The 25,123-nt window shown below is 72.1% G+C and carries 19 protein-coding genes; 13 read left to right on the top strand and 6 right to left on the bottom strand.

Annotation, left to right across the window (positions count from 1 at the left end; genetic code table 11):
* Positions 1-64 precede the first annotated feature (64 nt).
* Together AC0NH5_RS16380 and AC0NH5_RS16375 are read right to left on the bottom strand one after the other, a co-directional pair.
* Positions 65-3,058: an SWIM zinc finger family protein gene (locus AC0NH5_RS16380; protein WP_474404397.1), complete on the bottom strand. Its 2,994-nt coding sequence runs from the start codon at positions 3,056-3,058 to the stop codon at positions 65-67.
* Between the two features lie 256 nt (positions 3,059-3,314).
* On the bottom strand, positions 3,315-4,571 hold the full coding sequence (locus AC0NH5_RS16375; RefSeq protein WP_474404395.1) for a DMT family transporter: 1,257 nt from the start codon (positions 4,569-4,571) through the stop codon (positions 3,315-3,317).
* Positions 4,572-4,677: 106 nt separating this feature from the next.
* Between AC0NH5_RS16375 and AC0NH5_RS16370 the strand changes: the two genes are divergently transcribed.
* Positions 4,678-5,178, top strand: coding sequence for a MarR family winged helix-turn-helix transcriptional regulator (locus tag AC0NH5_RS16370; protein WP_474404393.1), 501 nt, complete (start codon positions 4,678-4,680; stop codon positions 5,176-5,178).
* Positions 5,179-5,223: 45 nt separating this feature from the next.
* Here AC0NH5_RS16370 and AC0NH5_RS16365 read toward each other — a convergent pair whose 3' ends face one another.
* Positions 5,224-6,231: a glutathione S-transferase family protein gene (locus AC0NH5_RS16365; protein WP_474404391.1), complete on the bottom strand. Its 1,008-nt coding sequence runs from the start codon at positions 6,229-6,231 to the stop codon at positions 5,224-5,226.
* 198 nt (positions 6,232-6,429) lie between these two features.
* On the opposite strand from AC0NH5_RS16365, the gene AC0NH5_RS16360 reads away from it, so the two are divergent.
* Genes AC0NH5_RS16360 through AC0NH5_RS16350 form a run of 3 tightly spaced genes read left to right on the top strand, consistent with a single transcriptional unit; the run spans position 6,430 to position 9,020 of the window.
* Complete coding sequence (locus tag AC0NH5_RS16360; RefSeq protein ID WP_474404389.1) at positions 6,430-7,659, top strand: sensor histidine kinase; 1,230 nt, start codon at positions 6,430-6,432, stop codon at positions 7,657-7,659.
* 57 nt (positions 7,660-7,716) lie between these two features.
* Positions 7,717-8,379, top strand: a complete 663-nt coding sequence (locus AC0NH5_RS16355; RefSeq protein WP_474404387.1) for a response regulator transcription factor — start codon at positions 7,717-7,719, stop codon at positions 8,377-8,379.
* 56 nt (positions 8,380-8,435) lie between these two features.
* The gene (locus AC0NH5_RS16350; RefSeq protein WP_474404385.1) at positions 8,436-9,020 is read left to right on the top strand and encodes a hypothetical protein; all 585 of its coding nucleotides are present in this window, start codon (positions 8,436-8,438) and stop codon (positions 9,018-9,020) included.
* A gap of 107 nt (positions 9,021-9,127) precedes the next feature.
* Here AC0NH5_RS16350 and AC0NH5_RS16345 read toward each other — a convergent pair whose 3' ends face one another.
* A complete protein-coding gene (locus AC0NH5_RS16345) occupies positions 9,128-9,757 on the bottom strand; it encodes a hypothetical protein (RefSeq protein WP_474404383.1) in 630 nt (209 codons plus the stop codon).
* Between the two features lie 207 nt (positions 9,758-9,964).
* On the opposite strand from AC0NH5_RS16345, the gene AC0NH5_RS16340 reads away from it, so the two are divergent.
* The 6 genes from AC0NH5_RS16340 to AC0NH5_RS16315 all read left to right on the top strand — a co-directional run bounded on the left by AC0NH5_RS16340 (position 9,965) and on the right by AC0NH5_RS16315 (position 15,380).
* A complete protein-coding gene (locus tag AC0NH5_RS16340; protein ID WP_474404381.1) occupies positions 9,965-10,909 on the top strand; it encodes a hypothetical protein in 945 nt (314 codons plus the stop codon).
* 394 nt (positions 10,910-11,303) lie between these two features.
* On the top strand, positions 11,304-11,993 hold the full coding sequence (locus AC0NH5_RS16335) for a sensor histidine kinase (protein WP_474404453.1): 690 nt from the start codon (positions 11,304-11,306) through the stop codon (positions 11,991-11,993).
* The gene (locus AC0NH5_RS16330) at positions 11,990-12,625 is read left to right on the top strand and encodes a response regulator transcription factor (protein ID WP_474404379.1); all 636 of its coding nucleotides are present in this window, start codon (positions 11,990-11,992) and stop codon (positions 12,623-12,625) included. Before AC0NH5_RS16335 ends, AC0NH5_RS16330 begins: the two co-directional genes overlap by 4 nt.
* A gap of 199 nt (positions 12,626-12,824) precedes the next feature.
* Positions 12,825-13,520 carry a response regulator transcription factor gene (locus AC0NH5_RS16325; RefSeq protein ID WP_474404377.1) on the top strand — a complete coding sequence of 232 codons (696 nt, stop codon included), beginning with the start codon at positions 12,825-12,827 and terminating at the stop codon, positions 13,518-13,520.
* Positions 13,513-14,868: a sensor histidine kinase gene (locus AC0NH5_RS16320; protein ID WP_474404375.1), complete on the top strand. Its 1,356-nt coding sequence runs from the start codon at positions 13,513-13,515 to the stop codon at positions 14,866-14,868. The genes AC0NH5_RS16325 and AC0NH5_RS16320 overlap by 8 nt, the downstream gene beginning before the upstream one ends.
* Before the next feature lie 35 nt (positions 14,869-14,903).
* Positions 14,904-15,380 carry a hypothetical protein gene (locus tag AC0NH5_RS16315; protein ID WP_474404373.1) on the top strand — a complete coding sequence of 159 codons (477 nt, stop codon included), beginning with the start codon at positions 14,904-14,906 and terminating at the stop codon, positions 15,378-15,380.
* On the opposite strand, the gene AC0NH5_RS16310 is transcribed toward AC0NH5_RS16315, so the two are convergent.
* Together AC0NH5_RS16310 and AC0NH5_RS16305 are read right to left on the bottom strand one after the other, a co-directional pair.
* Entirely contained in the window at positions 15,381-16,151 is a 771-nt protein-coding gene (locus AC0NH5_RS16310; protein ID WP_474404371.1) for a DUF5995 family protein, read from the bottom strand.
* A gap of 176 nt (positions 16,152-16,327) precedes the next feature.
* The gene (locus AC0NH5_RS16305; RefSeq protein ID WP_474404369.1) at positions 16,328-19,159 is read right to left on the bottom strand and encodes an ATP-binding protein; all 2,832 of its coding nucleotides are present in this window, start codon (positions 19,157-19,159) and stop codon (positions 16,328-16,330) included.
* A gap of 208 nt (positions 19,160-19,367) precedes the next feature.
* Between AC0NH5_RS16305 and AC0NH5_RS16300 the strand changes: the two genes are divergently transcribed.
* From AC0NH5_RS16300 to AC0NH5_RS16290, 3 genes are all read left to right on the top strand, one after another.
* Positions 19,368-20,006: an adenylate/guanylate cyclase domain-containing protein gene (locus AC0NH5_RS16300; protein WP_474404367.1), complete on the top strand. Its 639-nt coding sequence runs from the start codon at positions 19,368-19,370 to the stop codon at positions 20,004-20,006.
* A gap of 139 nt (positions 20,007-20,145) precedes the next feature.
* Complete coding sequence (locus AC0NH5_RS16295; RefSeq protein WP_474404364.1) at positions 20,146-22,203, top strand: DNA gyrase/topoisomerase IV subunit B; 2,058 nt, start codon at positions 20,146-20,148, stop codon at positions 22,201-22,203.
* Positions 22,204-22,217: 14 nt separating this feature from the next.
* Positions 22,218-24,737: a DNA gyrase/topoisomerase IV subunit A gene (locus AC0NH5_RS16290; protein ID WP_474404363.1), complete on the top strand. Its 2,520-nt coding sequence runs from the start codon at positions 22,218-22,220 to the stop codon at positions 24,735-24,737.
* The last annotated feature ends 386 nt before the right edge of the window (positions 24,738-25,123 follow it).

Genomic DNA, 25,123 nt, shown 5'->3' with positions numbered 1-25,123 from the left:
GAGAAGCAGGTTACGGCCCGGGTATGACAAAACCAGGCATACGCAAACCGGGTAATCGGGAAGATCATGCGAGCTCCTGCGCCATCTCCTGGCGGAAGGTGAGCGCGCGGGCAAGATCGGCCACCGGGCGGACCCGGGTCATGTCCACCTCCTGATCGAGCTGCGCGGCGAGGCGACCGGCCAGGTCCGCATATTCCGGCGGCATGGCGAGCGAGGCCGTCCGGCAGAGCTCACCCAGCTGCCAGGTGTGCCGATCGGTCCGCGCGCGCGTCGCCACCGTCTCCAGCACGGCGGCCGCCAGATGGTCGGGCCACGGTCCCGGGTGGAGGACGAGAAGCCGATGCGCGGACCCGTCCTCGGCGCGCAGCGCGTCGACGGCCAACCGCGCGAGCAGGTCTGCCGGCAGCACCAGGTGCAGGTCCCACCGCACAGCCTCGCGCAGCATGCCGGAGTCCTGACTCAGCAACGCGGTGGCCCAGTCCGGATCGCGCTGTGTGACCGCCGCCTTGGCCCAGCCGTGCAGCAGCGGATTGCCCCAGTCGTGGCGCCGGCCCAGCTCAACGTAACGGCTCGGGGAGAGCGCGTTCCACGTCGCGAGCGGTGTGCCGGCGACAACCTCCTCGAGCAGCCACGCCCCGGCGCCGATGCCGCGCACCGGAGCGGCCCCGACACCGTCCCGGCGCAGGGCCGGATCGAGTTCCTCCGGCGGCTCCACGACCAGGTCGTCGCCGTCGAGACGCACCACGGCCCGGGCCCGCTCCGCCATCCGCCGGCCGAGCCGTGCTCCCGGAAGGTGCCGCAGCAGGTCCAGGGCCGCCTCGCGCACCTCCTTGCGACGATCGTCGAGCCCCGCCTCCAGCAGCGGCTCGTCGCGGAGCGACAGGCCGATTGCGAAGAGGTTGAGAAAACGGGTGCGGTTCTCCCCGGACTCGCTGCTCCAAGCCTCCTCGACCAACTCTCGTGCGCGATCGGGATCGGTCTGGCGCAGCGCCGCCAGATGACCGAGGCGCTCGGTGCCGGTGGCAGTGTGCCAATCGGTGACGTCCACCTCGATCGCCTCGTCGAGCAGCCATCGCCAGTCGCCGCGCTGCCCGGCCAGCCAGGCGCCGCGCCGCCCCGCCACCCGGGCCAGCTCGGTGCGGATCGTGGTGTTGCGCCGGCCCGCTTCGAGCAGAGCCGGCAACATCACCGGCGGCACCACACCACCGTGAGCGGCGGCCGCGAACAGCCATTGAGCGAGCAACTCCTGCTCCAGGTGACTGCCGCCGGGCGCCGCACCGCCGAGGATGCGCGCCAGTCGCGCCGAGGCCGCCGCGGGCAAAAGCTCGTCGCTCTCCGGCGGCGCGGCCGGAATGGGTTCCCGCCCGGTCGCCGGCATCACGCCCGCACGACGGCAGGTAAGAGCAACCGCCGCCTCCTCCAGCAACGCGGCCGCTGTGACGCCGGCGCGGTGAGGATGAGGAACGTCGGCTCCTGCCTCTGAGGAGCGAACCCCTCCGGCGGCGGCTGTCCGGTCGACAGGCCGAGTTGTGAGAGGCCTGTCGACAGTGGCGTGCGCGGCGGGCGCGCCGGTGGGGTCCGCACCGGGCTGCGCGGAGGGTGTCGCGATGGGGTCCACTTCGTGGTGCGTGGAGGGTGCAGCAGTCGCGTGCGCGGCGGATGACGCCATCACCCCGGCTGACGCGGCGCCTCCGGTCCACGGCCGTCGCGCTGTTCCCACCAGCGCGGCCGCCAGCAGCTCGGCGGGCAGCTCCGGCTGCCGCCGGGCCGCCGGATCAGGCACCGGTGGCCCGGCCGGGACGAACGCTCCGCCCGCCCAGGCGGCCAACGGCCGCAAGCCCGCCGGCGACCACTCCGCCGCCACCGTGGCCGGCCCGCCACCGGAGACGGCGAGCAGCCACCACGGCTCCCGATGCCCCGGGGCCAGCGGCAGGGCGTCACCGTGCGGGTCCACCAGGTAGCCTCCCGCTGCCGCCCGCACCTCCCCCAGCAGCACCCCGATGTCGAACCTCCACGGCTCGCCGGCCAGGACGGACGCCCAGCTGGTGAGTGCGGCCCGCACCGGCCCCGCGCCGTCCGGCGAGGCGAAGGGCTCGGTCGCGGAGACGCGGTCGGCGACCAGCGCGCGCAGTGGCGCCGAGCCCGGATAGAAGCAGAGGTCCCCGCGAAACTCCGTACCCGGCACCAGGTCGGCAGTGAGCACCTGACCCGGCGCGGCGAACGACAGCACGAGCGCGAACCGCCCGGTCGCCGAGCCTCGCAGCCAGGTCCGCCGGGTGGTCAGGGCGCCGTCGTCGGTCTCGGTCTGGCCGAGCACCTGCCAGCGGTCGCTGACCCGGGGGCCGGCCAGCACATCCTCGGTGGAAGTGGGAAAACCGATCCGGGTGCGCACCGTGGCGGCCAGGGCGGGATCGAGCGAGTCGAGCCGGGCGTGCGCACTGACCAGCAGCCGGAGCATGGCCAACTCGCCGAGCACGCGATCGGCCCAGTGCGGGCCCTGACTCGCGGCGCCACCGAGTCGCCGCACGGCGCCGGCCGCGCCCGGTGCCTGCGCGTCGACCAGGCGCGCGGCCATCGGCTCGAACGCCTGCCGGCCGGCCCGCGCGAAGCCGGCCAGGCCCTGCTCGACCTGGTCGTCGAGCCAGCGGCGCAGCTCGGTCATGCCGCCGGCCACCCGGTCGGCGCGCTCCTGCGCCCGTTTCGCCGCCGCCACCGGGTCGGGCGTGGCGGCTGCCCGTGATGTGGCCCGCGCCGCCCGGGCGGTCTGCCAGGCGGTGACGAACTCGGGTGCCGGCCTGTCGGCCACCCCGGACTCCGACCAGCGCAGCAGCAGGCCGAGCACGTGCTTGCAGGGAATCTTGCGGCTCGGGCAGGAGCACTTGAACGCCGGACCGGAGAGGTCGGCGGCGACCTGATAGCCCCGGCAGAGTCCCCAGAGGATCTCGTCGAGCCGGCCCGTGGCGGAGAACTGACCGGTGACGGCCCGCGCGTTCCGCAGCGAACCGGCGTCGGTTGCGAGAGCCTCGACCTGGGCGGTTGACCATTGTTCGACGGGCACGATAGGACCCTAGGCGCAGGGTGTGACGAAAACGGGAGCGAGCATGCGTGTGATCCTCTTCGGGGCGACCGGGATGGTGGGACAGGGCGTGCTGCGGGAGTCCCTGCTGGCCTCGGACGTGACAGAGGTGCTTGTCGTGACGCGCACGCCCACCCGTGTGCGCCATCCCAAACTGCGTGAGATCACTCTCGCCGAATTCACCGATCTCTCCCCGATCGAGGCCGAGCTGGCCGGTTACGACGCATGCTTCTACTGCCTAGGCGTCTCGTCGGTCGGTATGGACGAGGCCGCGTACACCCGCGTCTCCTACGACTTCCCGATGGCCGCCGCCCGGACGCTGCACCGGCAGAACCCGGACCTGACCTTCATCTATGTCTCCGGGGCCGGGACCGACGCGAACAGCCGGCTGATGTGGGCCCGCGTCAAGGGTCGCACCGAGAACGAGGTCCTGGCGCTCTTCCCGAACGGCTACGCCTTCCGGCCGGGGTTCATCCAGCCCACCCACGGAGTGCGCTCGAAGACCCGGCTTTACAACACCATTTACGCCGTCACGGCGCCGCTCGTGCCGCTGCTCCGCCGGATCGCCCCGAAGTTCGTGACCACCACCGAGGCGGTCGGCCGGACCATGGTGCGGGCCGCTCGCACCGGCCTGCCGACCCGGGTGGTGACCAATGCGGACATGACCTGACTGTCCCCACACGACGGCGCTGAAGGCGATCACCATGCCGGTCAGTTGGACCGGCGTCAACGACTGGTCCAGCACAGCCCACCCCACCGCGGTGGCCGTCACCGGCGACAGCAGGCCGAGCAGGGACACGCGCGCGGCCGGCAGCCGCTCCAGGCCACGGAACCAGATCGTGTAAGCCAGGGCGGTGCCGATGAGTGACAAGTAGCCGTACCCCAAGAGGTTGGTGGTCGTCAGCGAGGGCGGCAGGCCCTCCGCGATCAGGGTGACCGGCGCCAGCAGGAGCCCGCCCGCGGTGAGCTGCCATCCGGTCGCGGTGAGCAGGGAGACGCCCGGGCGGCCCCACCGTTTGGTGAGGATCAGGCCGAACGCCATCGAGGCGGTGCCGGCCAGACCCGCCAGGACGCCGATCAGGTCGAGCCGAGCGGTGGCGGTGAGCACGGCGAGGGCGACGCCGGCAGCACCGGCGAGGCCGGCGATCACGGTCCGCAGGGCCACCCGCTCGGCGAGCAGCAGCACGCTGAGCCCGGCCACGAGCAGCGGCTGGACCGCACCGAGCACTGCCGCCATGCCGCCGGGCAGCCGGTAGGCCGTCACGAAGAGCAGGGCGAAGAAGAGCCCGATGTTCAGCGCGCCCAGCACCGTGGACCGCCACCACCAGTCGCCTCTGGGCAGTCGCCGCGTGAGCGCGAGCAGGATCAGCCCGGCGGGCAGCGCGCGCAGCAGACCGCTGAGCAGCGGCCGGCCGGGTGGCAACAGCTCGGTCGTCACCGCGTAGGTCGTCCCCCAGACGGCGGGGGTCAAGGCGGTGATCAGCAGAATCCGCATCGCGTCTCCTCCGGGAGGTACTTCGTCGGGAGGGTTTCCTCGACAGCAAGTATCTTGGCATCAAGATACCCCTTGCCAAGAAGCTTGTCATCAAGAGAATGGAGACATGAACGACGGCGTGGACTGGATCATCGAGCAGTGGGCGCACGAGCGGCCCGATCTGGAGACCGAGGCGATGGGGGTGTTCGGCCGGATCCATCGGCTGGCCCGCATCGCCGGCGACGCCACGGAGCGGGCCTACGCCGCCTACGGCATCGGGCGTCCCGAGTTCGACGTGCTCGCCACGCTGCGCCGCGCCGGCCCGCCGCACCAGCTCTCCCCAGGAGCGCTCGCCGCCTCGATGATGCTCAGCACCGGCGGCACGACCGCCCGTCTCGACCGCCTGGAGAAAGCGGGGCTGGTGGCCCGCTCACCCGCGCCGGACGACCGGCGGGGCGTGCTGGTTCGCCTCACGGAGAAAGGATTCGGCGTCGCCGACGAGGCGGTCGCCGCCGGGCTCACCGAGCAGCAGCGTCTGCTGAGCCACTTGCCTGCCGACAAGCGCACCCAGCTCAACGCGCTGCTCCGGGATCTCCTGTCGCTGGTCGAGCCACAGCGGGCGAGTTAGACAGCGGCGAGTTGGAGCGGCGGGCGGGTCAGAACAGTGGACGAGTCAGAGATGTGCGCTGTGGGCGGGCGAGACAGTTTCCGCCGCGGAGGGCGGGGGCGGAGGAGTGCCGTCACCGAAGGGGCGTCCGCCCAGTTCCTCACGGCCGTGCGGCGTGTGCCAGTCGCGCAGGTCCGGGCCGGCCGGCACGATGCCCGTCGGGTTGATGTCCCGATGAACTTCGTAATAGTGCTGCTTGATGTGCACGAAATCGATGGTGTCGCCGAAGCCCGGCGTCTGGAAGAGGTCGCGCGCATAAGCCCACAGCACCGGCATCTCGCTGAGCTTCGAGCGATTGCACTTGAAGTGCCCGTGATACACCGGGTCGAACCGCACCAGGGTGGTGAAGAGGCGGACGTCGGCCTCGGTGATCGTGTCCCCGACCAGATAGCGCTGCTCCGCCAGCCGCTCGGAGAGCCGGTCCAGCCGCGAGAACAACCGGGCGTACGCCTTTTCGTAAGCCTCCTGAGAACCCGCGAAACCGGCCCGGTAAACGCTGTTGTTCACGTCGGCGAAGACCACCTTGTTCACCGAGTCGATCTCCTCCCGCAACTCTTCGGGATAGAGCTGCGGGGCACCCGGCCGGTGATGCTTCGACCATTCCAGCGACAGGTCGATGGTGATCTGCGCGAAGTCGTTCGTCACCACCTTTCCGCTGGGCACGTCGACGATCGCCGGCACCGTGATCCCTTTGTCGTAATCGGGATACCGCTTGAGGAAGGCCTCCTGCAGCCGCTCGATCCCCAGCACCGGGTCCCGCCCGCCCGGATCCAGGTCGAAGGTCCAGCTGCGCTCGTCGTGCGTCGGGCCGGCGATCCCCATCGACAGCACGGCCTCGAGGCCGAGCAGCCGCCGCACGATGATCGACCGATTCGCCCACGGGCAGGCCCGGCTCACCACCAGGCGATACCGCCCGGGTTCCACCGGAAAACCGTCACGCCCGTCGGCGGTGATCCGCGTCGCGATGTAACGCTGGTCGCGGGAGAACTCTCCCGCCGGATTCACATAAGCCATGCAGACCCTCTTACCCCGAAAGCGAAACCTTTCTTGGTACGCGGTGGTCACAGTCCCGCCGGTGCCCCGCGAGCATCTGCCACACCGGGCCGTGCCGCGCCCGCCGGGCGTGAGCGGGCGGCCGGCCTCACCCCACGACGCGGCCGCCTACCACAAACGCGGTACCTGGCGGACGCCGTCTTTTCGTACGGTGGCGGCATGCCCCGCTGGATGACGGACGTCGGGCCCGCGGTACTGGCCTTCGTACTGGCCGCCGCGCGGGTGGCGGTGGCGCCCGTGCTGCCCGCCGACCGGGCGCCTGACCTTCTGGCCTATGCGCTGGTCGCGGCCATGGCCATGGCGCTGCTGGTGCGACTGCGTCTTCCCGCCGCGACGCTTGCGGTGGTGGCCGCGCTGTTCCTCACCTACCACGTGCTCGGCTATCCCGGCGGAGCACCGGCGGTGCCGGTCTGGATCGCGCTGTACTCGGTTGCGGTCGCGCCCCGGCGTCGCCCCGGCCTGGTGGTCGCCGGAGTGTTGATCTTCATCGACGCGCAGAGCCGGATGATCGTCGCCGGCATCGGGCCCCTGGACGCGGCGCTCGACGGCTCGACCGGCGTCTTCGTCGCGGCGCTGCTGCTCGGCGAGGTGGTCCGTGGCCGGCGCGCCCGGCTCGCCATGGTGGCGGCGGAGCAGGACGCCGAGCGGAAGCGGCTGCTCACCCAGGAGCGCATCCGGATCGCCCGGGAGCTGCACGACGTCACCGCACACACGCTCGCGGTCGTCGCCGTGCAGGCCGGCGTGGCCGCTGACATCCAGCGGGACGATCCAGACGGTGCCCGGGCCGCGCTGGAGACCGTCCGGCAGGCGGCCAAGGACGCGATGGCCGAGCTCCGGGCGGCGGTCGGCGTCCTGCGCGACGGCACCCGGATCGGGGAGCGCGACGAGGTGACCGACTCGGGCGGTGACATGCAGAAGGAGTGGGTGGGCGGCCCGGAGGAGCGTCCGGAGCCCCCGATGCCCACGATCGCGCGCCTGGCGGAGCTGGCCGAGGACACCGGCGCGGTTCTGATCAGCGAGGGGACGCCGCGCCGGCTGTCGCGGGCGGTCGAGGTCACCGCGTACCGGATCGTGCAGGAGGCCGTGGCCAACGCGGTGCGGCACTCCGGCGCCCGGCGCATCGAGGTCCGGGTCCGCTACGTGCCGGACGGCCTGGCCCTGCTGGTCGAGGACGACGGCAGGGGGAGTGGTGTGCCCGGCGCCGGTTGCGAGCCGGGCCAGCCGATGGGTGCCCGGGTCGGCAACGGGCTGCGGGGGATGACGGAGCGGGCCCGTGGCCTGGGCGGTTGGCTGCGTGCCGGCCCCGGCGACAACGGCGGTTTCCGGGTGCAGGGTTGGCTGCCGGATGACCATGCGGGTGCCGGGATGACTGTGCGGGTGGCGGGATGACTGTGCGGGGCGGCGGAATGACTGTGCGGGGCCTGGGATGACTGTGCGGGTGCCGGGATGACTGTGCGGGTGCTGGTCGCCGACGATGAGGCCCTGGTCCGGGCCGGATTCCGGGTGCTGCTGGACCGTGACCCGCAGATCGAGGTGGTGGCCGAGGCAGCCGACGGGGACGAGGCGATCGCGCTGACCCGGGCGCACCGGCCCGACGTGGTGCTGATGGACGTCCGCATGCCGGGCACCGACGGCCTCACCGCCACCCGCCGCATCCTCGCCGACCCGCGTCTACCCGGGGTCCGCGTCATCGTGCTGACGACCTTCGAGCTGGACGAGTACGTCTACAGCGCGTTGCGGGCCGGTGCGGTCGGCTTCCTGCTCAAGGACGTGAGCCCGGACGAACTGCGGCACGCCGTGCGGGTGGTCGCCGCCGGTGGGGCGCTGCTGGCGCCCGCGGTCACGCGGCGGCTGATCGCCACCTTCGCCTCCACCGACGGCCCGCCGCCACCCGCGGTCGGCGCGCTCACCGCCCGGGAACGTGAGGTGGTCGCTCTGGTCGCGGACGGCCTCTCCACCGGGGAGATCGCCGATCGGCTGCGGATGAGCCCGGCCACCGCGAAGACGCACACCAACCGGGCGATGACGAAACTCGGCGCGCGGGACCGGGGCCAGCTGGTGGTGTTCGCGTACCGCTGGGGGCTGGCCCGGGTACCACGAATGCGGTAGCGGGCCTGCCACGCTCGGAGAATTCCGCCGGCGTCGATTCTTCCTAGCGTCGGGGCATGTTTCTCATCCTCGGTCCGGCGTTCAATCTGGCCGCCGGCTTCTTCTTCAGGGGTGACGGCCTGGACACCACCGGCGCCACCCTGGCAACTGTCGGGCTGGCCTGCTGGCTGATCGGCCTCATCGACCTCTATCAGGGACTTCGGTCCCGGGCGCCGCGTTATGTGCGGGTGGCGCTTCCGCTCACCGTCTTCGGCGTGATCGGCGGGACCGCCTTCTCGGTACAGGCGATCCACGAGGTGATCTTCGGGGTCACGCATGCACGTGCCGTCGAGTTGCTGATCGAGTACCCGATTCCGGCCAACGTCCTGTTCTGGATCTGCGGCCCGCTCTTCCCGCTCGCGTTGATGGTTCTGGGTGCCGCGCTGGTCCGGCTGCGGGCCGCGCCGATTCCGGTCGGGGTGCTGATCCTGCTCGGCGGGTTGCTCTTCCCGCTCAGCCGGATCACCCGGGCCGAGGTCCTGATCCACGCCGCCGACCTCGTGCTCCTGTTGCCTTTCCTCTACCTGGGGCTGACAGCGATCGGAGCACACCGGGGAGACGGCGACCGAAGCCCGGCTCCGGTCAGCCGCGGGCGCCGGTGACAGCCGGACGCCGCGCCCGCGGCCGAAGCCCGGATCCGGTCGGTCACGGACGCCGCGCCCGCGGCCGAAGCCCGAACCAGTCGCGGGCGCCGGGCCCGAAGCCTGGATCAGTCGCGGGCGCCGGTGAGTTCGGGGCGCCGGGCCAGGATGAGGCCGAGCACGGTGTAACCGATGAGCAGATGGGCGGCCCCGACGAACCGGCCACCGCTCGCGCCGAAGGCGCCCATCGCCGGGATGGAGACGAAAGCCCAGCTCTCCGCGACCAGCGGCCACCACCGGCCAAGGCCCTTCCACCGGCCGGCCAGAGCGATCTTGATGCTGATCACGAACATGCCGAGCATCGACAGGGGCCAGAAGGCGTCCAGCGCCGCCATCCACGTCTCGCCACGGAGGGCGGGGAACGCACCGTGCAGCACGCTCCACAGGATCGCCATCCCGAGCAGCACGTACTCGGTTCTCAGCATGGCCCGGGCGGCTCGGGTGACGCCGGTGGCGCCGGTTCGCAGCTGCACGGTGACCAGCGCGACGAAGGAGAGCTGGGCCGGCAGCAGCGCCAAGTCGATGACCGTCTGGAGCGCCGGGTCGGTGGTCTGCGGGTTGATCGCGAAGAAGGTCGCCGACCAGAGCGCGGCGCCGCCGGCGACCGCCCAGCCGGTGCGGCGGACGGCCTTCGTGCTGATCGGTGCGGTGCCGGGGTCGTCGGTCCGGGCCGGGGCGGTGCTGGTCGTGATGCTCACGTCGTTCTCCTGACGAGGGGTGACGCAGTGTGGGACTCAGTCGGAACCTCACACGCTGTCCGGTGTCGTTGACGGGGTGAACTCTGTCCGGGACGTGTCCCGGGCGGGCAGGGCCGGGCGCCACCGACGGCGTCCCCGCGGATGTCCCGGGTGAACCGGGACATCCGCCCAGCGACCGCGGGACTCCCTGGCTGCGACGATGTGCCCGTGAAGAGGGCAGCGGTCGCGGTCGTCGCGATATCGGTGGTCGCGCTGGTCGGCGCGAGCCTGCTGGATCTGGCGGTGCCGTCGGCGTACCGGGCGGAGATCGACACCGACACCGCCTGGAACGCGGCGCTGGCCGGGCTGGGTCTCGCCGTTCCGGGCGCGCTGCTGCTGCACACCCGGCCGGGGCATCCGGTCGCCTGGCTGCTCTGCCTGGCCGGCGTGCACTGGAGCCTGGACGCGGCGGCCTGTTCGTGGCTGGCCTACTCGACGCTGAACGGGCTGCCCGGCGCCTCGACCAGCTTCTGGATCTATCAGCGGCTCGGCGCCGCGCTGATGGTCTACATCCCGTTGCTGCTGCTGGTCTTCCCGGCCGGGCGGCTGCCGGACGGCCGGTGGCGGATCGGGGCGTACGCGAGTCTGGCGCTGTCCGGCCTGATGCCGGCCGCGTTGCTGGTGGTGCCGTCCGACATCGCCCAGGCGCGGGCCGGCGTCCCGATGCCCGGGCCGCTGCGCGGGCTCAACCTCGATCCTTTGTCGCTGCGGCTGCCGGACGGCTGGTGGGAGCCGGTGCTCGACGTGGCGTTCGTGGCCCTGCCGCTGGGAATGATCGTGCCGGTCGCGGTGGTGGTCCACCGGTTCCGCCGGGCCGGTGGCGAGGACCGGCTGCGGATGCGCTGGCTGCTCTGGGCGGCGGTGGTGAACCTGCTCGTGGTCGGCAGCGTGCTGGCGGTGCCAGCAGCTCTCCGATCTGGCGCTCGGGCCGGCGGTGGGCTTCACCGGCGCCGCCGTGGTGATCGCGATCGCGCGGCCCACGCTGGTCGACATCGACCGGCTGCTCGGTGGGACGTTCCTGTATGCCGCTCTGGCAGCGACGGTGCTCGTGGTGGACGCGTGCGTGCTCGCGGTGACCGGGCTCCTGCTCGGGCAGAGCCTGCCGGAACGTGATGCCGCGGTGGTCGCGCTGCTGCTGGTGACCGCGGGCTACGGGCCGCTGCGGCACCGGTTGTGGCTGCTGGCGCGGCGGCTGGTGCTGGGGCGGCGGGACGACCCGTACCGGGTGGTGGCCGGGCTCGCGGAGCAGCTGGAGCGCTCCGGCTCCCCGGAGGACGAACTGCTCACGGTGGCTTCGGCGGTTGCGGCAGCGTTCCGGGCCAGGTTCGTGTCGGTCGAGGTGGACCGGCCGGACGGCGGGAAGCTGATCGCCACTGCCGGGACGGTCGCGGGCGGGACCACCGCGTTGCCGATCAGCTATCGCGGGGAGGCGGTGGGCCGGGTGGTGTTGCCGGCGGACGGGCCGCGGGTGGCGCTGTCCGCGCAGGACGAGCGGCTCCTCGGTGACATGGTGCGGCAGGCGGCGATCGCGGCGCGGTCGGCTCACCTGATGCGGGAGTTGCAGCGCAGCCGGGAGCTGATCGTGGCCGCTCGCGAGGAGGAACGCCGCCGGCTGCGCCGTGATCTGCACGACGGGCTGGGACCGGCTCTGGGCGGGGTGGCGTTGCGTATCGACACCGCGCGCAATCTGCTCAGCCGGAGTCCGTCGGAGTCGGACAAGCTGCTCAAGCAGGCCCGGGAGGACGCCACCGCGGCGGTCGCCGACGTGCGCCGCCTGGTGCACGACCTGCGCCCGCCGGCGCTGGACGACGTGGGGCTGCTCGGAGCGATCCGGCAGCAGGCGGCCCGGCTGCGGGCGCCCGGTCTCACCGTGACCGTCGACGGTGGTGACGGCCTGGAGCAGTTGCCGGCTGCCGTGGAGGTGGCGGCGTACCGGATCGTCTCCGAGGCGCTCACCAACGTCGCACGGCATGCTGCCGCCTCGTCGTGCGGGGTCCGCCTCACTCGGGTGGGCGGGGATCTGGTGGTGGAGGTGGCCGACGACGGTGTGGGCATCCCGGCCGGCACACCCACCGGCGTCGGCCTGGTCTCGCTGCGGGAGCGAGTCGCTGAGCTGGGCGGGGAGTGCCGGATAGAGTGCCCGGACGAACGTGGCACGGTGGTCCGGGCCCGGCTGCCGATGGGAGTGCTGGCATGAGGGTTGTGGTCGCGGACGACCACCCGATCTTCCGGGACGGGCTGGCCATGCTGCTGGCGACCGTGGACGGGATCGAGGTGGTCGGCACCGCCTCGGACGGGGTGGAGGCGGTCGCGGTGGCGACCCGGCTGCGGCCGGACGTCGTGGTGATGGACGTGCAGATGCCGCGGCTGAACGGGGTCGAGGCGACCCGGCGGCTCGCGGCCGAGGCGCCGGGTGTGGGGATTCTCGTGCTGACCATGTCGGAGGACGACGGCACGGTGTTCGCGGCGATCCGTGCCGGTGCGCGGGGTTACCTGGTGAAGGGCGCGGAGCAGGAGGAGATCGTCCGGGCGATCACGACGGTGGCGGCCGGGGGAGCGGTGTTCGGCGCGGCGCTCGCGCAGCGGATCGCCGAGTTCTTCGCCGCCGGGCCGCCCGCGCCGACGGACGCGTTCCCGCAACTCACCGCGAGGGAGCGGGAGATCTTGGAGCTGCTGGCGGCGGGCCGGTCGAACGGGCAGATCGCGGCCGCTCTGTACCTGTCGCCGAAGACTGTCCGCAACAACGTGTCGAACGTGTTCACCAAGTTGCAGGTGGCCGACCGGGCCGAGGCGATCGTCCGGGCCAGGGAAGCGGGACTGGGCCGCTGAATCGCGAGGTGGGCGAGGCATCCCCCCGTGTGCGACGCCTCGCCCGGCTCTCGGTAGCGGTGGCACCGTCACGGGACAGGATGTCCGCCAAGACCGACTTTATAGCACGAGGTGGAGAGCGCTTTCCGGTCCTTGGGAGCGTTCCCGGCCTGGAGCGCTTACGTTCCCCGAACGTTCTCGCCCTCCCCGCGGCGGCATGATGAGCGGCGTGACCGACGCGCCCAAGGGACTGGTCCTCGTGGTCGAGGACGAGCGGCCGATCGCCGACCTGGTGCGGCTCTATCTGAGCCGGGAGGGTTTCGGGGTGCAGGTCGAGCACGACGGCGACGCCGGTCTGGACGCCGCCCGCCGGCTCCGCCCGGTCGTCTGCATCCTGGACATCGCGCTGCCCGGGCTGGACGGCACCGAGATCTGCCGCCGGCTGCGTGCCGCCGGTGACTGGGTCCCGGTGATCTTCTTGACGGCGCGGGACGACGAGGTGGACCGGATCCTGGGGCTCGAGCTGGGCGGGGACGACTACGTCACCAAGCCGTTCAGCCCCCGCGAGCTGGTGACCCGGGTCAAGGCGCTGCTGCGGCGAGCGGCCGGTCCGTCCGAAGCGGATCGGGTACGCAGTCTGGGGCCCCTGACGCTCGACCCGGCACGGCGGGCCGCCACCGTCGGCGGCGAGCCGCTGAGCCTGACCGCGACCGAGTTCGACCTGCTCGCCCACCTGCTCGGCCGGCCGGGCCGGGTGTTCACCCGCGAGGAGCTGCTGGCCACGGTCTGGGGGTACGCGTCGCACGCCGGCACCCGGACGGTCGACGTGCACGTGGCACAGGTCCGGGCCAAGCTGGGCGCCGCCGCCACCCTGATCCGGACCGTCCGCGGTGTCGGGTACTCCGCCGATGCGTGACTTCTTCCGTACGCTGACCGGCCGCACCGTCCTGGTGACCGCCGCGACCGCGGTGGTGGCCGTGATCGTCACCGCGCTGGTCGCCGTCCCGGTCGCGGTCCGCTCGGTCAACCTGCAGATCCGCGCCGAGCTGATGGAGAAGACCGCGCTGGCGGTCGAGGTCCTCGCCGACGAGCGCCCGGCCGCCCGGCAGCGCATCGCGCACCGGCTCCGCCGGGAGAACATCGAGATCTATCTGGTCCGGCGCGGCGTCGCGGACCACTCCGGGCTGCCTGACCGGGTGGTACGCCGAGTCGCCGGTGGCACGGTGATCGACACTCGGGGCCCGGTGAACGGCCGTCCGTCCTTCATCGCGGGCCGGCCGCTGTCCGGCCGGGACAGCGGGGTGGTCCTGACCCGCGCGGTCTCCTCCGGCATCGCGGCCCGTGTCCTCGGCAGCATCTGGGTCGCCCTGCTGGCCGGCCTGCTCGGTGGGGTGCTCGCCGGTGCGCTGCTGGCCCGCTTCCTGACCAGGCCGCTCACCCTGGCCGCGGCGGCGGCGGGACGGCTCTCCGCCGGTGACCGTTCGGTGCGTATCGCCCGTTCCGGTCCGGCCGAGGCGGTCCGGCTCGCCGACGCGATCAACCAGCTCGCCTCGGCGTTGCAGACCAGCGAGGGGCGGGAACGCGACTTCCTGCTGTCGGTCTCGCACGAGCTGCGCACGCCGCTGGCCACCATCCGGGGGTACGCCGAGGCGCTCGCGGACGGGGTGGTGGGTGCGCACGGAGCCGCCGCGGCCGGCGCCACGATGCTCGGCGAGGCCGACCGGCTCGACCGGCTGATCTCCGACCTGCTGGTGCTGGCTCGGCTGGAGGCCGCCGACCTGCCGCTGGACGTGGTCCCGGTCGACCTCACCGAGCTGGTCCGCGCCGCCGGGCAGGCGTGGACGGCCCGGTGCGGACCGGACGGCCCGGCGCTGTCCGTGGAGCTGCCGCCGGCGCCGGTCCACGTGGACACCGATGCCGGCCGGATCCGCCAGGTGCTCGACGGCCTGCTGGAGAACGCGTTGCGGGTGGTGCCCGCCGGGGCGCCGCTGGTCCTGGCGGTGCGGGCGGGATCGGACGGCGGGATCGTGGAGGTGCGCGACGGCGGCCCCGGCTTCACCGACGACGATCTGGCGGTGGCCTTCGACCGGGGCGAGCTGAACCGGCGGTACCGCGGGATCCGGGAGGTGGGCAGCGGGCTGGGCCTGGCCCTCGCCGCCCGGCTGGTGGGCCGGCTCGGTGGCCGGATCAGCGCCGGGCACGCGCCGGAGGGCGGGGCCATGTTCACGGTGGAGCTGCCTTACCGAACCCGAACATCGTCCTGACACCCGCCGATCGGGACAGCGCCAGGATCGCTTGCATGACTCGTACCAGAATCGGTTTGATCGTCAGTGTCGTCGCCGCACTCACCGTGCCCGGATGTGGTTCCGGCGGTCCCGCCGCCGCGGAGGCCGAGGTGGCGACCGAAACCGTGGCGCTGCAGGCGGTGGGTTTCGCGGAAGACGCCGCGGAGGCGGAGGACGACGGGGTACGACCTCGGCTCATCCGCAAGAACCTGCGCAAGAACACGCTGCACGGCGAGGTGACCGTGCAGACCCGGGCCGGCGAGCGCACTGTCGTGGTGCAGCGCGGCTCGATCACCGCGGTGACCGACTCCGGTCTCACCCTGAAGTCCACCGACGGCTTCGAGCTGACCTGGACGTACGGCGACCCGCTGCGGGTCGTGCAGGACCGGAAGAAGGTCGAGCGGTCCGTGCTGAAGGCCGGGATGGAGGTCGGCGTGGGCGGCCTGCGCGACGGCGCCGCGACCACGGCCCGGCTGATCAGGGTGAAGTGATCACTGCAGGAAGTCGGCGAACGGCGACAGCAGCAGCTTCCCGAGGCCGGTGGCGGTCCGGTCCAGCCGGCGGCGCTCCTTGTCCAGCGCGATCAGGTCGTGCCGGATCGCCCACACCTTCTGGGCGTTGCGCCAGGCGACGTTGCGGGTGTACTCCACCATCTCGCCCTGCCACCAGTCGTCCAGGTCGCCGTTCATCGTGTCGATGAGCAGCTGCCAGCGGTCCAGGTAACCCCGGCGCAGACCCGGGATCTCCTCCGCGAAGATGTCGTTGACCTGGAGGTAGTCGTGGTGCTGGTCGCTGCCGTCGATCGGGTCACTGCCCAGGTGGTCGAACGTGGTCACCAGCGCGAACGGCAGGTCGAAGTTGATGTGCGCGTTGACGCCGGCGACGGCGGACGGCAGCGGGCGGGCGTCCGGGCCGGGGATGCGGCCGAACAGGCAGGCCCAGACGCCGGGGCAGGCCGGGCTGGCCTCGGTCCAGTACCGCAGGGCCTCGAAGTACCGGCCGGCGAACTCCACGTCCAGCCGGGACAGGAACGCCGGATCCTTGAACTTGCCGGCGTAGAGCCGCTCCAGCACGTTCTCGGTGATGGTCAGGTACAGCTTGTTGAAGTCCGCCAGCGGGTTGCCGCCGAGCAGCGGCGGCACGAGGCACAGGACTTCCTGAAGCCGGGCCAGCTGCTCGACCACGCCGGGGACGTCGTCGGGGTGGTGCCGCAGGATGTCGGACATCTCCTGCTGCACCGGGCCCCAGATGGGCTGGGTCATCGGATCCTCCACGGGTGATGCAGACATGCGGAGGGCCCCCAGCACCGCCCGGTGGAACGAGGCCCACCGGGCGGTGCTCCCCCGTGGTTCCCACCCTTCCACCGGGGGAGCACCGGGGGATCGGTAGAACGACGTATTCCGCACACGTATGTCACAGCGAGATAACGATTGCCTGGTCAGGCGGCAGTCAGATAGACCCGGCTGGCCTGCACCCGGGTCCGCACCTGAAGCTTGTCGAAGATGTGTCCCAGGTGGACGCCGACCGTCCGCTCGCTGATGAAGAGCTTCTCACCGATCTCGCGATTGGTCAGCCCCTCCGCGACGGCGGCCAGCACCTCCCGCTCGCGCCCGGTCAGGACGGCCAGTTCGTCGGCGGGCTCCGGGTCGGGCGCCACCATCGACACGGTCGGTGTGTCGTCGGCCAGGGCGACCCGGTACCGCTGGGCCACGCCGCGGATCTCGTTGGCGAACGGGCGGGCGCCCATGGCGGTCGCGGTCGCGTACGCCTGGCGGAGCCCGTTGACGGCGGCAGCCCGCCGGATCTTGCGTTGCAAGGAGGCCTCGGCGTGGCGCAGCCGTGAGTACGCCGCGGGGTACGGCTGCTGGTGCCGGTCCCAGATGCGGGCGGCGCGTTCCCACGGCGCGGGGTCGTGCCGGTCCTCGATGCGGCTCAGCTCGGCCGCGCAGAGATCGAGATAGCCCTCCACCACCGGCCGGGCCGCGCCCGCGTTGGTCACGCCCTGGAACAGGCGGTCGCGCACCGTCTTCAACCGGCGCAGCGCGCCCGGGTCGACCTGCTTGCCGGCGACGTGGGCCTCGGCCTCGGCCCGCAGCCCGTGCCAGGCCAGCACGCCCAGCAGCACCAGGTCGTCGGAGCGGGTCTCGGTGAGACCACGTTGCACCGCGGCCCGCGCGTCGGCGTGCTCGCCCTGCCAGATGGCCAGGCCGGCCCGCAGGGTGAGCATCGGCAGCACGTGCCGGGCGCCGCCGCCGGCCAGCAGGGTGGCGACCGCGTCCAGGTCCCGGCGGGCGTTGTCCACCTCGCCGAAGCCGACCCAGAGCCGGCAGCGGGCGAGCAGCAGCTCGACCGCGTCGGCGCCGGACGGGCGGTGCCGCATCGCGGTCTCCAGCATGGTGTCCGCCTCGGCCCACTGACCGGTGCGGAACAGGCCGTTGGCGGCGATGGCGAGCAGCCGGGTCTGGTAGGTGCGGCCGACGCCGAGCCGGGCGAGCCGGTCGGCGCCGCGGCGGGCCACCAGGACGCCTTCCTCGATGCTGTTCAGCGGCCCGGCGAGCAGCTCGGCCAGGTGCAGATAGGCCACACCGAGGTCGTCCGGGTGCCCGGAGCGCTCGGCGATGTCGACGGCGTGCCGGATCACCGAGAGGCCGGCCTCGCGGTCCTCGCGCAGCGCGGAGCTGAAGCCGAGGGCGGCGCTGGCCCGGACCAGGTCGGCGGTCGAGCCGTTGACCGCCGCGTGCTCCAGGGCATCCCGGGCGCGCTCGTTGGCATCCGCGTACCGGCCCAGGTGCAGCAGCAGCTCGGCGAGGCAGGCGGCGGCCGTGGCGCGCTGCCGGGGGGTGCAGTCGGCGGCCTCGAGGGCCAGCTCGTACTCCGTCTCGGCGGTGGCGGAGCGCCCGGCGGCGGCCAGGTAACGAGCCCGGCGCAGGTGCAGCTCGCACTGGCCGGGAGCGTCCGCCCGGCCGGCCAGCTCGTCCAGCCGGGAGAGCGCCAGCAGGTGCTCGCCGCACTGGTGCGCCGACTCCGCGGCGTTGCCGAGCAGCTCGGTGCGCTTCGCGTCGTGCTCGGTGGTCAGCTGCAGGGCGATCGTCCAATAGCGGTGGGCCTCGGCGAACCCGTAGAGCCCCTCCGCGGACCGGGCCGCGGCGATCACCGGAGGCAGAGCACGGGCCGGCATCCCGGCCCGCTGCCAGTGGAACGCGAGCCGGGCGTGGTCGGGCTCACCGGCGCGGGACTCGATCGCCTCCGCGTACCTGCGGTGCAGGGAGGCGGCCTCGGCGGGCAGCACCTCCTGCTCCAGGACCTCGGCGACCAGCCGGTGCCGGAGCCGGTAGCCCTCGCCGTCACTGGCCAGGAAGCGCTGGGCGATCGCGGCCCGGATCGCCTCGATCAGCTGGTCCTCGGGCAGCGGCACCACCTTGGACAGCACGGTGTGGTCCACCGGCTCCACGCCGGCGGCCATCGCGTGCACCACGGCATGCGCGTTCGCCGGGAGCTCGTCCACCCGGGACAGGAAGATCTCGCGCAGCGTGTCGGACAGCTCCACCCGGCCGTCGCGCAGGTCACGGGCCAGTTCCTCGGCCACGAACGGGTTGCCGCCGCTGCGCTTGTAGACCCGGTCGGCGTCCTCGTCCGGCACGTCGCTGCCGACGATCGCGGAGACCAGCTCGCGGGTGTCGTCCACGGTGAGCGGCTGCAGGTCGACCACCCGGACCGAACGCAGCCGGCGCAGCTCGGCCAGGACCCGGCGCAGCGGGTGGGTGCCGTGCAGGGCCTCGGCCCGGATCGCGGCGAGCACCGAGACCTGGACGTCGCCGAGACCGGCGAGCAGATAGAGCAGCAGCTGACGGGTGCTCCGGTCGGCCCATTGGAGATCGTCGAGCACCAGCAGCAGACGGCGGCCGCCGGCGAGCGCCCGCAGGTCGCGCGAGACCCGGTCGAGCAGGGCGCCGGCGTCGTCGGCGGTCGCGGACATGGCCGGCGCGTTCTCGTCGTGCCGGCGCAGCGCCTGCAGCACCGGGTGCAGCGGGGAGGCGTCGCCGATGTCCAGGCAGGTGCCGAAGAGGACCGCGAATGCGTCGTCACCCGAGGCGCTGTCGCGTAAGGACTCAGCGGTCTCCCGGAGCAGCCGGCTCTTGCCGACGCCGCTCTCCCCGGTCACGAACACCGCGGCCGTCCCACCCGGACCGACGGCACGCAGGTAGGACTGGATGTCGGCCAGCGTGCCGGTGCGTCCGACAAGCGGCCCGTCGTCCTCCTTGCTGGCCATGAGGGGCAGCCTAATGGGAAATCGCGTACCACCATGTCGGCGGTTCGGACTGTTCTGCGTCACAAAAACGACGGGCGCCGATGCTGTCAGAGATACGTCGTTCTGCGGATCCGCGTATCAGCGCGGGCTGGCACCGTTCTCTCGGTCAACGCAGTGATCCGGGCAAGGGGCGTTCCCGGTCACGCAGCGATCTGGGGGAGCGTGCGACATGACCACCATCACCATGACCGTTCAGGAGCGGCGTCAGGACGTGACCGTGCTGTTCATCGACATCGTCGGGTTCACCGCACTGGTGGACCGGCTGGACTGCGCGGAGGTCCGTGCGTTGCAACGTGACTACTTCTCGACCGTCTCGGGCGTGGTGCGCGAGCACGGCGGCATCGTCGAGAAGTACGTCGGGGACGCGGTGATGGCGGTGTTCGGCTCCGGCGAGGGGGGCTTCGGCCCGGAGGCGGCCGCCTCGGCGGTCAAGGCGGGCCTGTCGGTCCAGGAGACGTTGAGGGGGCGTCTCCTGGCCGGCAGGTTCCCGATCCGGACCCGGGCCGGCCTGGCCACCGGCGAGGTGATCATCGATGAGCCGGCCGCCTTCGACGGCGGCTACGCGATGATCAGCGGCAGCGTGGTGAACACCGCGGCCCGGCTCCAGGCGTACGCGCCGCACGACACGGTGGTGGCCTGCTCGGTGACCCGGCAGGTGACCGACGCGCTGATCGCCTATCAGGAACTGCCACCGGTCGCGGTGCCGGGAAAGGCGCACCCGCTGGAGCTGTCCCGGGCGCTGCACGTGCAGACCATGCCGCGGACCATGCCCCGGATGGCGGGCCGGTCCCTGGTGGGCGTGTCTTAGGGCGCTGTTTCGTACGCTTTATCCTGTTCTCGGCCACGGTATGGGCGGGACCTGGCTCGCCTGGGGCAGAAGTGTCGGAGGCTCCGGGTAGGCTCGCGCCGTCCCTGACCACCCATGGCCCGATCGGGAGTACCGCCTCGTGACCGCACAGCCAGAGACCTTGTACGGGGCTGACGACCTCACGCACCTGGAAGGGCTGGACGCTGTCCGGAAACGCCCTGGGATGTACATCGGGTCCACCGACAGCCGGGGCATCAACCACCTCGCCAACGAGATCATCGACAACTCGACCGACGAGGGCGTCGCGGGTCACGCGACCCGGATCGCGGTCACCCTGCACGCCGACGCCTCGGTGCAGGTCGACGACGACGGCCGGGGCATCCCGACCGACGTGCACGCCAAGTCGGGCCTCAGCGGTGTCGAGCTGGTGCTGACCCGCCTGCACGCCGGCGGCAAGTTCGGCGGCTCGGGCTACAAGACCTCCGGCGGTCTGCACGGCGTCGGCGCCTCCGCGGTCAACGCGCTGGCGCTGCGCTTCGACGTCACGGTGAAGCGCGACGGCAAGGTCCACGAGATCTCGTTCCAGCGGGGCGTGCCCGGCGTCTTCGACGGCCCCGGGCCGGAGGCGTCGTTCCAGCCCCAGGCGGGCCTGCGGGTGGCCCGCCGGATGAAGCGCGGCGAGCCCACCGGCACCTCCATCCGGTACTGGTACGACGCGAGGTACTTCGAGACCGGCGCCCGGCTCGACGTGGACGCGGTTCGCGCCAAACTGCGCAACACCGCCTTCCTGGTCCCCGGGGTTCAATACACCCTCTTCGACGCGGGCGCCGAGGAGCCGGCCACCGAGTCCTTCCACTACCCCAACGGGCTCACCGACATGGTCGAGTTCCTCACGCCGTCCGGGGACAAGCCGGTCTCCGCCGTGCTGATGGTCACCGGCGAGGGGACGTACAAGGAGAACGCCGCGGACGCCAACGGCGTCATGCAGGCGAACGTGCTGCGCACCGCCCAGATCGAGGTCGCGTTCCGCTGGGGCACCGGTTACGAGCGCACCGTCGAGTGCTTCACCAACACCATCCGCAACGTGCACGGCGGCACCCACCGCAAGGGCTTCGAGCGGGCCCTCACCCGGGCCCTCACCGAGGCCATCCGCAGCGCCCGCGGCCTGCTCAAGCCCAAGGAGGAGCCGCCGGTCCTGGAGGACTTCCTGGAGGGCATGACCGCGGTCATCCACGTGCGGGTGCCGGAGCCGCAGTTCACCTCGCAGACCAAGGACGAGCTCTCCACCGCCGGCGTCACCCGGGTGATGCAGAGCCTGGTCGAGGCATATCTGAAAGAGTGGATCGACGGCCGCCGCACCAAGACCGAGGCCCGCACCGTCCTGCAGAAGGTGGTGGACGCGGCCCGCGTCCGGCTCACCCAGAAACAGCAGAAGGACGCGGCCCGCCGCAAGACCGCCCTGGAGGGCGCGTCGATGCCGGCCAAGCTGGTCGACTGCCGGGCCATCGGGATCGACCGCTCCGAGCTGTTCATCGTGGAGGGCGACTCGGCGCTCGGCACCGCCCGGATGGCCCGCTCCTCGGAATACCAGGCGCTGCTGCCGATCCGCGGCAAGATCCTCAACGTGCAGAAGGCCAGCCTCCAGCAGGTGCTCGACAACGCCGAGTGCTCGGCGATCGTGCAGGTGCTCGGCGCCGGCTCCGGCCGGACCTTCGAGATCAACAATCTGCGGTACGGCCGAGTGCTGATCATGGCCGACGCGGACGTCGACGGCTCGCACATCCGGACTCTGCTGATCACCCTGTTCGCCAAGTACATGCGGCCGGTCATCGAGCACGGGCGCCTCTACGCCGCGATGCCGCCCCTGCACAAGGTGGTCACCAAGGGCCGCAACGCCGAGACCATCTTCACCTACACCCAGCAGGAGATGGAGAGCACCGTCGCCCGCATCGAGCGCAACGGCCGCCAGGTGCAGCGACCGGTGCCCCGGTTCAAGGGCCTCGGTGAGATGGACGCCGACGAGCTCTGGGAGACCACCATGAACCCGGCCGCCCGGACCGTCCGGCGGATCACCATCGAGGACGCCGAACGCGCCGAGGCCACCCTCGAGCTGCTGATGGGCGAGCGGGTCGAACCCCGGAAGAACTGGTTGATCGAGGCCGCCGGCCGGATCGACCAAGAGACGATCGACGCCTGAGAGGTTCGCTACCAATGGCACGCCGCAAGTCCGAGAACCGCGTCGACCTGTCCGCGTTCGACCAGGCCGGCGCCCGGGTCATCGACAATCCGCTCACCACCGAGGTCGAGGACTCCTACCTGGAGTACGCGTACTCGGTCATCCACTCCCGCGCGCTGCCGGACGCCCGGGACGGCCTGAAGCCGGTGCACCGGCGGATCCTCTGGTCGATGTCCGAGCAGGGGCACCGCCCCGACCGGGCCTACGTGAAGTCGGCCCGGGTGGTCGGCGACGTGATGGGTAAGTACCACCCGCACGGCGACGTGGCGATCTACGACGCGCTGGTCCGGCTGGCCCAGGACTTCTCGCTCAACACCCCGCTGATCGACGGGCACGGCAACTTCGGCTCGCCCGACGACGGCCCGGCCGCCGCGCGGTACACCGAGGCGCGCATGTCCCGCGAGGCGATGCTGCTGGTCGGCGAGCTGGGCGAGGGCACGGTCGACTTCAAGCCGACGTACGACGGCTCCGAGCTGGAGCCCAAGGTGCTGCCGGCCGCCTTCCCCAACCTGCTGGTCAACGGCACGTCCGGGATCGCCGTCGGGATGGCGACCAACATGATCCCGCACAACCTCGGTGAGGTGGTCGCGGCCGCCCGGCACCTGATCACCGACCCGGAGGCCGATCTCGACACGCTGATGCGCTTCGTGCCCGGCCCGGACCTGCCCACCGGCGGTCAGCTGCTCGGCCTCGACGAGGTGCGCCGGGCGTACGAGACCGGTCGTGGCGTCGTCCGGATCCGGGCCCGTGCCCAGACCGGCCTGCTCGAGGGCGGCCGGGGCCGGCAGGCGATCACGGTGACCGAGCTGCCCTACGGCGTCGGCACCGAGAAGATCATCGAGGCCATCACCGACGAGGTGAAGGGCAAGCTGATCACCTCCGGCCCGCGCCGCGGCCAGCGGCAGGCCGCCCGCCTGCAGGGCATCGCCGACGTCAAGGACCTCACCGACCGCGAGCACGGCACCCGCCTGGTCATCGAGTGCAAGGTGGGCGTCAACCCGCAGGCGCTGCTCGCCGACCTCTACCGGCTCACCCCGCTGGAGAGCTCGTTCGGCATCAACAACCTGGTGCTGGTCGACGGGCAGCCGCAGACCCTCGGCCTCAAGGCGCTGCTGGAGGTCTTCGTCCAGCACCGCTACGAGGTGGTCACCCGGCGCACGACGTTCCGCCGGACCAAGCGCGAGGACCGTCTGCACCTGGTGGACGGCCTGCTCATCGCCCTGATCGACATCGACCGGGTGGTCGCCCTGATCCGGGCCAGCGACGACGCGGCCGCGGCCAAGGCCGGGCTGATGAGCGAGTTCGGGCTCTCCGAGATCCAGGCGACATACATTCTGGACACGCCGCTGCGCCGGCTCACCCGGTTCGACCGCATCGAGCTGGAGACCGAGCAGGAGCGGCTGCGCAACGAGATCGCCGAGCTGAACCGGATCCTCGACAACTCCGACGTCCTCAAGAAGGTCGTCTCCGACGAGCTCGCCGAGGTGGCCACCGAGTTCGGCCGCCCGCGCCACACCACGCTGATCGACGGTGACCTCAAGGAGGTGCTGGCGGCCTCGGTGCCGGCCGGCCCGCTCGAGGTTGCCGACGACCCCTGCCAGGTGATCCTCTCGGCGACCGGCCTGATCGCCCGGACCGCCGCGGAGAGCGAGGAGTCCACCGAGGCCCGCCGGCGCAGCGGCCGGGTCAAGCACGACGCGGTCCGCGCGGTGATCCACTCCACCGCTCGCGGCCGCATCCTGCTGATCACCAACCGCGGTCGCGCGTTCAAGACCGACGTGCTGCCGCTCCCGGTGCTGCCCGAACAGTCCGGCACGGTTTCGCTGCGCGGTGGCATGTCCGCGTCCGAGCTGGTACCGCTGGAGAAGGGCGAGCGGGTCGTCGGCCTGGCGCCGCTGACCCCCGGCACGTCACCCGGCGTCGCCCTCGGCACCAAGTTCGGTGTCGTCAAGGTCTGCGCGCCGGAATGGCCGGTCCGCTCCGACGAGTTCGAGGTGATCACGCTGAAGGAGGGTGACGAGGTCCTCCAGGCCACCTTGCTCACCGACGGCGCGGAATCGCTGGTCTTCGTCACCTCCGACGCCAGCCTGCTGCGGTTCCCGGCCAAGCTGGTCCGCCCGCAGGGTCTCAAGGGTGGCGGCATGGCCGGCGTCAACCTCACCTCCGGGGCCGAGGTGATCTCGTTCAACGCGGTCTCCACCAGCGACCCGGTGCACGGCGAGCCGATGGTGGTGACCTCCACCGGCACGCAGGTCAAGGTGTCACCGTTCGCGTCCTACCCGGCGAAGGGGCGGGCCACCGGCGGGGTCCGCGTGCAGCGCTTCCTCCGGGGGGAGACGCGGCTCACGGTCGCCTGGGTCGGGCCCCGCCCGGTCGGCGCCAGCAACACCGGCGACCCGGTCGAGCTGCCGGAACCCGACGCCCGCCGGGACGGCTCCGGCGCCGCGGTGATCATGGGCCCCCAGCTGGTCGGCCACCTGATCGAGCGCGACTGACCCTCGCCCATCCGCTGCGGCCGCCCGGCCGGCATCCCCCGTGGGTGCCGGCCGGGCGGCTTTCGCGCTCCAAGTTTGGGTTCGCCTGCGGCGGGCTTCGCCTCCGCCGGAAATCTTCAAGCCTCCGGGATGGCTATGGGGGTGCGCCTGGGGTGAGGTGTCCAGGGGACAGCCAGGGTGCCGTCCCCATCCTGTTGGTCAGGGGCTCCCCCGCCGGAGGCAAAATGCCCTAAAGCGCGCTGCGTACCCACATCTCCACACCGGGCGGCGCTCCGTGCAGGACGCGCTCCGCATCTCAACTCCCACGCCCGCCGGGTCTTGCGCTTGCGAATCGAGCCGCAAGTTCACACGCTGAGCTTGTCGTTCGGGGGTGTGTGAAGTTGGGG

Source organism: Actinoplanes sp. 13, from assembly GCF_056134165.1.
This window is presented reverse-complemented; position numbering and strand designations above follow the sequence as displayed.